The 9,579-nt window shown below is 42.1% G+C and carries 6 protein-coding genes; 2 read left to right on the top strand and 4 right to left on the bottom strand.

Annotated elements, in window-relative coordinates:
* Nucleotides 1–185: 185 nt before the first annotated feature.
* On the top strand, nucleotides 186–1,088 hold a 903-nt coding region (locus tag AFK68_RS23595), incomplete at its 3' end, for an NAD(P)/FAD-dependent oxidoreductase (protein ID WP_143438179.1).
* A gap of 12 nt (nucleotides 1,089–1,100) precedes the next feature.
* On the top strand, nucleotides 1,101–1,588 hold a 488-nt coding region (locus AFK68_RS23600), incomplete at its 3' end, for an NAD(P)/FAD-dependent oxidoreductase (RefSeq protein ID WP_246844393.1).
* 871 nt (nucleotides 1,589–2,459) lie between these two features.
* Here the strand turns inward: AFK68_RS23600 and AFK68_RS23610 are convergent.
* The 4 genes from AFK68_RS23610 to AFK68_RS37250 form a co-directional block, all read right to left on the bottom strand.
* Nucleotides 2,460–5,180, bottom strand: coding sequence for a hybrid sensor histidine kinase/response regulator (locus AFK68_RS23610; RefSeq protein WP_210407586.1), 2,721 nt, complete (start codon nucleotides 5,178–5,180; stop codon nucleotides 2,460–2,462).
* 113 nt (nucleotides 5,181–5,293) lie between these two features.
* Nucleotides 5,294–6,367 (bottom strand): extracellular solute-binding protein, encoded by a 1,074-nt coding sequence (locus AFK68_RS46240; RefSeq protein WP_371357526.1) that lies wholly within the window; start codon nucleotides 6,365–6,367, stop codon nucleotides 5,294–5,296.
* 1,174 nt (nucleotides 6,368–7,541) lie between these two features.
* The coding region (locus AFK68_RS23625; protein ID WP_143438181.1) for a response regulator at nucleotides 7,542–8,786 on the bottom strand (1,245 nt) is incomplete at its 5' end.
* 363 nt (nucleotides 8,787–9,149) lie between these two features.
* The gene (locus tag AFK68_RS37250; protein ID WP_168186618.1) at nucleotides 9,150–9,293 is read right to left on the bottom strand and encodes a hypothetical protein; all 144 of its coding nucleotides are present in this window, start codon (nucleotides 9,291–9,293) and stop codon (nucleotides 9,150–9,152) included.
* Nucleotides 9,294–9,579: the final 286 nt, after the last annotated feature.

A 9,579-nucleotide genomic window follows, 5' to 3' on the forward strand; every position in this document is an offset into this window, starting at 1 on the left:
CATCTATTTTTGTCAATAGTTATGTAAGCTTTATTTTAAATTAACAATTGGTAACAGTTGATACTAAAACCCTTGAAAAAATTGTGATACCTTAAAATCAAGGTCGGAAAATAACGACCATTAATGGCTAAAAAAAACCATTATATTAGCAATAGCAATTACTCAGTTGAAAAGGGGAAATAACTATGAGTCTAAACCAGGAAAAACATCAATCTCCTCATCATGTTGTCATCGTTGGAGGTGGGTTTGCAGGATTAGAAGCTGCCAAACAGCTTGGGAAAGCACCTGTAAAAGTAACCTTGGTTGACAAAAGAAATTTCCATCTATTTCAGCCATTACTTTATCAAGTAGCTACAGGAAGTCTTTCCCCTGGAGATATTGCTTCTCCTCTTCGCGGTGTAGTTGCTGAACAGAAAAATACTCACGTTATTATGGGTGAAGTCGTGGATGTCGATCCCGAACAGAAAAAACTCATTTTACGCGATCAAGAATTAGATTACGATACGTTAGTTATAGCTACTGGTGTTAGCCATAACTATTTTGGAAATGATTGGTCAGAAAAAGCTCCCGGACTAAAAACAGTAGAAGACGCACTAGAAATGCGTCGAAGAATCTTCGCCTCTTTTGAAGCTGCAGAAAAAGAATCGGACTCAGAAAAACGGAAAGCACTATTAACCTTTGCGATAGTTGGCGCAGGTCCAACAGGTGTTGAATTAGCAGGTGCTTTAGCAGAATTAGCTCACACTAAATTAAAAGAAGAATACCGTTCCATTAATACTACCGAAGCTCAAATTCATCTGATCCAAAGTGGAGAGAGAATTTTACCTTCTTTCAAACCTGCTTTGTCAGAAAAAGCAAGAATAGAGCTGGAGAAGTTGGGCGTCACAGTGATGACCAAAACACGGGTGACTAATATCGAAAACGATGTAGTCACTGTTCGTTCTGGAGAAACAACAAAAGACATTCCAGCTCATACCATATTGTGGGGTGCAGGAGTTAAAGCATCAGCAGTGTCTGAAGCAATATCTAATCGCACAGGTGCAGAATTAGACCGTGCAGGTCGCGTTTTTGTTAATGAAGACCTGACANGCGTCACAGTGATGACCAAAACACGGGTGACTAATATCGAAAACGATGTAGTCACTGTTCGTTCTGGAGAAACAACAAAAGACATTCCAGCTCATACCATATTGTGGGGTGCAGGAGTTAAAGCATCAGCAGTGTCTGAAGCAATATCTAATCGCACAGGTGCAGAATTAGACCGTGCAGGTCGCGTTTTTGTTAATGAAGACCTGACAATACCTGGTCATCCTGACATTTTTGTGATTGGAGACTTAGCTAACTTCTCTCATCAAGGAGACTCCCCAGTACCTGGAGTTGCTCCAGCAGCAATGCAGGAAGGAGTTTATGTCGCCAAGCTAATTAGAAAGCGGTTGAAAGGTCAGACTTTAAAACCATTCCACTATATTGACTATGGTAGTTTGGCTGTTATCGGTCGTCACCAAGCAGTTGTACAGTATAAAGCCATTCGTTTCTCTGGACCTCTAGCTTGGTTTTCTTGGTTATTTATTCATATCTACTATATGATNATGCAGGAAGGAGTTTATGTCGCCAAGCTAATTAGAAAGCGGTTGAAAGGTCAGACTTTAAAACCATTCCACTATATTGACTATGGTAGTTTGGCTGTTATCGGTCGTCACCAAGCAGTTGTACAGTATAAAGCCATTCGTTTCTCTGGACCTCTAGCTTGGTTTTCTTGGTTATTTATTCATATCTACTATATGATTGAATTTGATAACCAACTAATTGTAATGATTCAGTGGGCATGGAGTTACTTTACTGGTCAAGGTGGCGCTCGTCTAATTACTGAAAAGGCAACAAAGGTACCTACTTATGAAGAGTGTCAAGCTCGCTATACTCCACTACATGAGTGATAGGTGAATCATCTGTTGAAGCTTAATTGAACAGATCGAGCTAAATTGAGCGATCGCCATTCTCCTAATATGGGAAAGTGGCGATCGCTTTAAAAGTAGATGTGGAGATGGGGAAATGGGGAGATGGGGAGATGGGGTGTATTAGATATCTCCTCAAATCCAATCATCAAATCAATTATTACCCATTTCTTATCAATTACTTCCCCTGATGACCTATTTTCTGGAGATACCAAATGGCTTCTATAAAATTAATTCATAATTGGAAGAAACCCTTCTGCCTCCAGCATAGCTGCCCTCTGCCTTCCTTCCTCAAAAGTATAATATCATGTCCGTTGGTATCGGAGCGTGTAAAAGTTGGGGAAAGAGCTACCATTAGTAAGGTTTTTCCTTCTTCTTTCTTCCTTCTTCCTTCTTCCTTACCTTCCCTATACAAGACCGATGCTACCGGACATGATATAACTACTCAAACGGACATGATATCAGTCACTATAGCGCTATCTATCATGGCTACGTCAGCTATTTCGTCTACACATACTGAGCTAGTATTGTCTTAATCTCGTTGGTTTTGAGCTTTTTTGCTAGTGCCAACAGCGGTGACACAAATGCTTCATATTCTGCTTCCTCTGCCATTAACCCTTCCAACTGTCGGCGAATGCGACGAAAGTCTCCTGCCTCTGCAGCTTCATACATTGCTTGCAGTTGTTCTCGGGGTGGTATTGTTATCCCTACCTCTGCCTCAGAGGTGCTTCCCTCCACCATATCATCCCTAGCATATTCCCACTCTAGGTCTAGCTCGTCCGCTAAAAGCTTGAACAGTTTTTCAGCATTAATAGGTTTCGGCAGGAAGGCATTCGCTCCGGCCTTCAGGGCGAGTTCTTGGTCTTGCTTAGACACATAAGCAGAAGACACAATAATTTTTTGAGGTTGCAGCTTTGGGCACTGCTGCACCTGCCGTAGTAGTTCAAACCCATCCATCACCGGCATGGCCAAATCGGTAATCGCTAAATCAAAGGGCTGCTGTTGCAGCTTTTCCAGTGCTTGTTGACCATCCTCCGCTTCGACCATTTCAAAGCCAATAGGACCCAACAGATTCACTAAAACGCTGCGATTTTCCCAACGATCATCTACTAACAACAGTCGCTGTCTCTCTCCGGTGTAGCCAACAATGGTGTGGTTGTGCAGGTTGGTTGGCGGCATCTCCCACTCAGAGGCTAAGGGCACAACGATCTCAAAGCTAAATTGACTGCCTTTACCAACTTCACTTTGTACTTCAATGTCGGACCCCATCAATTGCACAATCCGATGACTAATGGCCAAGCCTAACCCTGTACCTTCCGACTGCTTTCGGCGATCGCCTACTTGCATAAAAGCCTCAAACAGCCGTTTGAGATCGGCTGGGGCAATGCCTACTCCAGTGTCACTCACCACAAATCTCAGGCGACGACGATCTGAATCAAGGGCAGCAGCAGCCCATACTTGCAAGGTAACTGTGCCGCGATCGGTAAATTTAATGGCATTGCCTAACAAGTTGAATAATACCTGCCGTAGTCTCTGTTCATCCACTTCAACCCCTTCGGGTAATCCTGATTCAACCTGATAGACAAACTCCAAACCTTTTTGGGCTGCACGAACTCGGCAGGCTTCCACGACCCCCTGTAAACAGGAGGCTAGATGAATTGATTTCGGAATCAGGTCGAGTTTGCCCGCTTCAATCTTGGCTAAATCCAAGATGTCATTAATCATGCCCAGCAAATGGTTGCCACATTTGTGCATAATTTCGACTTGCTCTTTTTCTTTTTCGGGTAAAGCGGGCGATCGCTTCAATACCTGGGCATAACCGAGAATGCCATTGAGGGGGGTGCGTAACTCGTGACTCATATTGGCAAGGAATTCGCTCTTAGCTTGGTTAGCCACTTCTGCTTTTTCTTTGGCACATCTCAGCTCGACAGTTCGCTCTTCTAGTTCGGCCGTTCGCTTTTGTACTCGTTGTTCCAGTAATTCGATAGACTCCTTAAGTTGGTGAGTCATGGTATTAAAAGTACGAGCCAATTCGCCAATTTCATTGCCATATCCAATGTCTGCACGAGCGTTTAAATTACCATCGGCAACTTGCCTGGCAATCGCTGTCAACCTGCCAATGGGAGAAGAAATAACATGTGCCATGCCAAATCCTACACTAATTGCTGCAATTGTCGTCCCAAAAGCAAGGAGGAGGTTATTTCGGGTTTGAATTTTGATGGGTTGGAGAAAAACAGATTTCGGTCGCAAATAAGCGACCTTCCAAGAGATGGTTTGGGTAGATTCGAGCGCTCCAGCATATTTTCTTTTCTTTTCTTCAGAAAGAATAGTATCAAAGTAGGGGCGATCGGGGCTAAAATTTGCAGCAAATTCATCAAATTTGGTAAGTTTAGTTGCGTTATCGGTAGGGATGGAAGCCGGCAAGCGATAAATTGCCTGTAACTCCTGAATAGTATCGGCTTTTGGAGGAGCGAGAAATTGGAATAGAACTTCTTCCGGTAGGTTCCCATCATCTCTATATCCTTGTGCCAAGCGTAAATTTCGATCGTCCAGCAGAATGGCAAAGGAAAAAGAACCAGCTAAATTATTATTTTCCAACACGATATGTTGGAGTTTGGTTGCGCTGTACTGACTGCGTAACACTCCAACGACTTTTCCAGTCTCGCGATCGCGGACTGACTGACTGAAGTACAAGTAAGGCTTGCCATCAAGTTCAGAAAATTCTAAGTTGGATACAAAAGGTTCTCCTGTTACTAGAGTAACTTGGAAGTAGTCGCGCTCTGACTCATCTTGTCCGATCTGAGGAAAGTGGGTATCAAGCAGATTCTGCCCATTGGTATCAAGAAGAGCCCAAGACACTAAAAAGATTTTATCTTTGGCAATCAAGGTATTTAGCGTGTTGAGGGCTTGTTCTTTCAGGGCTGGAGAAGTGCTTGGTGCAGTTTTTAAATAGGAGGCAAGACTTTCTTGTTGCGCTTCGGTAACAATTGCCATTAAATTGGCACTAACGAACGCATCAATGTTTGCTACAGTTTGAGAAGCAGCAGCATTGAGGGATTGATTAGCCGATTTAATCAAAGCCCTTCGCGTGCTTTGGTGATTCCACCAAACAAAGCCGGCAAGAGGAGTTAGAGAAATGAAGCAAAATAAGCCTAACAGTTGATAGCGTAAGCTGTAATTCTTGAAGAAGTATTTTAGAGGACGAATATTTCGAGGGATAAGTTTCATTAGTCAGGGAATAGGGAATAGGGAATAGGGAATAGGGAATAGGGAATAGGGGGGAGAAAATTGTTTATTTCATGTCTTACATTGATTTAATTAAAACTTTTGCAATAGGTCTATTATAGGGTTTGTGATACTTGGGCGGCCGCTTGCGCCATATTGTCTAAAGTAGTTTTAATGCTCTGTTGATTTGTCATTAATTTTCCAAGTTCCACGGGAAAGCGATTGAAACCAAGTTCGATCCAATTAGGAAGGTGGGGTTCTACTCCCATACGATTTTCAATAGCATCTAAAGTCACATCGAAATACTTAACAACATTAGGTTGCGCTCCAAATCCAACTCGCAATCGAGGATCGCTATAGGTGCTGCGACGAACGCCGTTGGTGTTACTCAATATTGCCACCCTGGTCGTAGTGTCTGGGCTTGTGAGCCATTGCAGAAACACCCATGCTGCTTCTTGTTGCTTGCTATAGCGAGAGAGTAACAAACTGCTTCCTCCACAATGGCTGATGCCCGGAACTTCCCCAAAAGCACATTCGCGGTAAGAACGCAGGGCAATTTCTTGGGGACATCGGACAGTTGCGACTCGTCCTGACACTTGAGATGTCGGCGATGCTTCAAACCATGGAAACCACTCTCCCCAAGAGATCAACATAGCTACCCGACCTTGGCGAAAAGCTTCTGCTTCCCCATACCAATCCCAGGTTAATGCTTCGGGAGGAGCATATTGTCGTTGAGCCAGTAAATATTCCATTCCCGCGATCGCCCGCTCGTCGTTAATGGCTGGCGTTCCATCCCCATGATAAAACGACCCCCCATGAGACCATAGCCAAGCGGTCATATTGCAAAGCAAGCTGTTATGCCCTACCTTCCACTGTCCTGCTGTTCCATAAACTTGAGGTTTTTTTGCTTCGTTAATAATTTGCGCTGTTGCTAAATATTCTGTCATTGTTGTCGGGACGGACAACCCCAATTCTTCAAAAATATCTTGGCGGTAGAACATGATAAAGATGGGGATGTCATAGGGGATTGCTACCAACTGTCCTTTATAGGAAGACATATTAGCAACCAAAGAAGGGAAAAAATCCTCAAAATTGTAGTTGGGATATTTGAGGTCACTGTTCTCTAGCAAATATTTGGGTTTGACCGCAACATTAGCAAAACGACCGACCCAATCTCGATCGCAATACATGATGTCGTAGATTCCGGTTTNGGATGTCATAGGGGATTGCTACCAACTGTCCTTTATAGGAAGACATATTAGCAACCAAAGAAGGGAAAAAATCCTCAAAATTGTAGTTGGGATATTTGAGGTCACTGTTCTCTAGCAAATATTTGGGTTTGACCGCAACATTAGCAAAACGACCGACCCAATCTCGATCGCAATACATGATGTCGTAGATTCCGGTTTCTCTGGCAATGTCTTGCTCGATCCGTCCCAAAACACGTTCGAGGGGTAATAGCTCCCATTGCACTTTGATTCCTGTTAGGGGAATAAATTCTTCTTGAACTAATTTCCAAGCAACTTGGGCACTGGGTACGTCTTCTGTAATCAATCGTAGAGTCATGCCGGAAAATGTTTTACCTACATCTTTGAGAAAGTGGTAAGCATCGGTTCCGATGACGCTTGCTGATTCTAAACCGCGAGTCTCTTCAAGGGATAATTTAACAGATGAAGAAGAGGAAAACCGACTACAAGCTTTGAGTGCGTAAGTTGCACTCCATCCTAATGCTGCTGATGTTCCTAAACGCAATACATCTCGTCTTTTCATTGTTAAGTCTAATTTTTAAGTGATTAAGTAAAATTAATTGTATATTTAGTAATTAGGGTTTGCTGAAAAAGTCTAATAGGCACTATATATAGAGCCTTTGCGTAAGTCATGTGTATATTTGGTAATTACAGCGGTTTTCATATGAATAAACCACAATGATACTAACTCCTAACTCCTAACTCCTAACAATGAGTTTAGTGGTCTACCCAACTCAAAAGCGCAGTAAGTTAAGTAAATAGGTCATTTCNGTATATTTAGTAATTAGGGTTTGCTGAAAAAGTCTAATAGGCACTATATATAGAGCCTTTGCGTAAGTCATGTGTATATTTGGTAATTACAGCGGTTTTCATATGAATAAACCACAATGATACTAACTCCTAACTCCTAACTCCTAACAATGAGTTTAGTGGTCTACCCAACTCAAAAGCGCAGTAAGTTAAGTAAATAGGTCATTTCAGTTATCAGTTATCAGTACCTCCGACTAAAGTCTCTGGCTTGAAATTCTGACATAATCGTTTACAAAGCCCGTGTTTAGCCATAATAGTTTTTTGCTAGTTTGTGGGGTGTAACGAGGTAATTATTAATTGTTAATTGTTAATTGTTAATTATTGAATAGCCCCAAATTTGCAATTGAGATCTAATCCGAACCATCAATTCAAGCATATCAATGGGTTTAGCCACATAATCACTACCACCTACAGAAAATGCTTTCACTTTATCCCAGGTTTCATCCACAGCACTCACGAAAATCACAGGGATAAGTTTGGTCTTGGCATCTGCCTTCAGTTGTTGACAAACATCATAGCCGTTTATATCTGGCATCTTAATATCTAGCAAAATCAGATCCGGCAATATCATCTCAGCAATTCTTAATGCCTCCGAGCCACTATCTGCTTGCCAGACTTCATACCCTTCTTCTTCCAATACATCAGTCAATAGGGCTAAATTTTTGAGTTCATCATCCACCATCAGAATCTGCTTTGACTCTGAAGCAATAGTCTGGTGAGGAGTTGCCTGACCTTGCTCCTCAATTCCAAGCATTTTCTCTTGTATCTGGCGAATTTGCAGTTGATTCTCAATACGAACGATCGCTTCTAATGTATTGAAGGGTTTAGTGATGTAGTCACTCCCACCCACAGAAAAACCTTTGACTTTATCCCAAGACCCATCTAAGGCACTGATAAAAATAATCGGAATGGCTGTAGTTTCTCGATCCGCTTTAAGGTGCTGACAGACAAGATAACCATTCATATCTGGCATATTAATATCGAGCAGAATTAAATCTGGCAGTATCTTCCTTGCCATTTCCAAAGCTTCTACACCACTGGTAGCTTGCCAGACTTCAAACTCATCCTCTTCCAGGATGTCGGTTAGTAGAGCTACATTGTGGGGCTGATCGTCCACTACAAGAATGCTGGCCATTCTAGATTTATCGTCCTTCATTTCCTTACCTTCATGGGTGGTAGCTACAGGGAGGATAACTTCAGGAGTAACTTGCTGTCGATCTAGCTTTGAGATTGCTGTTTCTTCAGCCAAGCTTTTAAACTGCGTTGAAAGCTCTAAGGATTTAGACTTAAGCTGCGATTGCAATATTGTGCGAACATTAGCTTTCTTGACCTTTTGACCAATAACTTTCGACAATAATTTCCACAGTTGAGCAGCCACCACTTTGATATACCCGCCAGAGTAGCCTATTGATGCTGCAATCTGGCCATAGGTCTTCTTTTTAGCACTAACGTTTAAGGCTTCCATCAAAATAAGACCTTCTGCTTGACTCAACACTGAGCCTGTATAGCCTTTAACTAAATTATCTGCAAAATCAAGTAATGTTTTCTGGTCNTGCTGCAATCTGGCCATAGGTCTTCTTTTTAGCACTAACGTTTAAGGCTTCCATCAAAATAAGACCTTCTGCTTGACTCAACACTGAGCCTGTATAGCCTTTAACTAAATTATCTGCAAAATCAAGTAATGTTTTCTGGTCTGACATTGGAAAAGATTTAGAGGGTAAATTAAATAACTCTTTCTGTCCATCATAATTTTGTGGACAAACAGACCAAACTAATCTTATCATGGTTCTGGTTCATAAAGATATAGTCAAATATGACATCTGGCAATCCTAAATTGTTTGTGAGAATTTTTATGATAGTTAATTTGAGCTGAAAACCTTGAAAATTCTGACTCCTGTAGGGGCGATTTCCTAGGTCATGCTGCCTCTTGCAGAGGAACTGCCTCTTGCAGAGGAGCTGCTTCTTGCAGAGGAGCTGCCTCTTGCAGAGGAGCTGCCTCTTGCAGAGGAGCTTCGCTAACGCTAACCCTAACGCCAACTCGAATTGCCCGTACAACCAAAATCTTACAACTGAAATAGGATTGCTATATTTTTATTTTGCAGGTGTTATAGCAATCCTATTTTATTCGTGGCAAAAATCTTACTGCTTTTTACAGCGCTTTTCAGTTGAGTAGACCACTAAACTCATTATTAGGAGTCAGGAGTCAGGAGTCAGGAGGTAGGGACGTTGCATGCAACGTCCGTACAGAGTCAGGAGTTAGCAGTTAGGAGTTAGTATCATTGTGGTTTATTCATATGAAAACCGCTGTAGGGAATAGGGAACACTTAACTCTTAACTGGCAATAG

Source organism: Hydrocoleum sp. CS-953, from assembly GCF_002260545.1.
Lineage (GTDB): Bacteria > Cyanobacteriota > Cyanobacteriia > Cyanobacteriales > Microcoleaceae > Trichodesmium.

Excerpts from the sequence above, each read along its gene's own strand:
- AFK68_RS23610 (WP_210407586.1), bottom strand. The coding sequence starts at position 5,180 with ATGAAACTTATCCCTCGAAATATTCGTCCTCTAAAATACTTCTTCAAG.
- AFK68_RS46240 (WP_371357526.1), bottom strand. The coding sequence starts at position 6,367 with ATGTATTGCGATCGAGATTGGGTCGGTCGTTTTGCTAATGTTGCGGTC.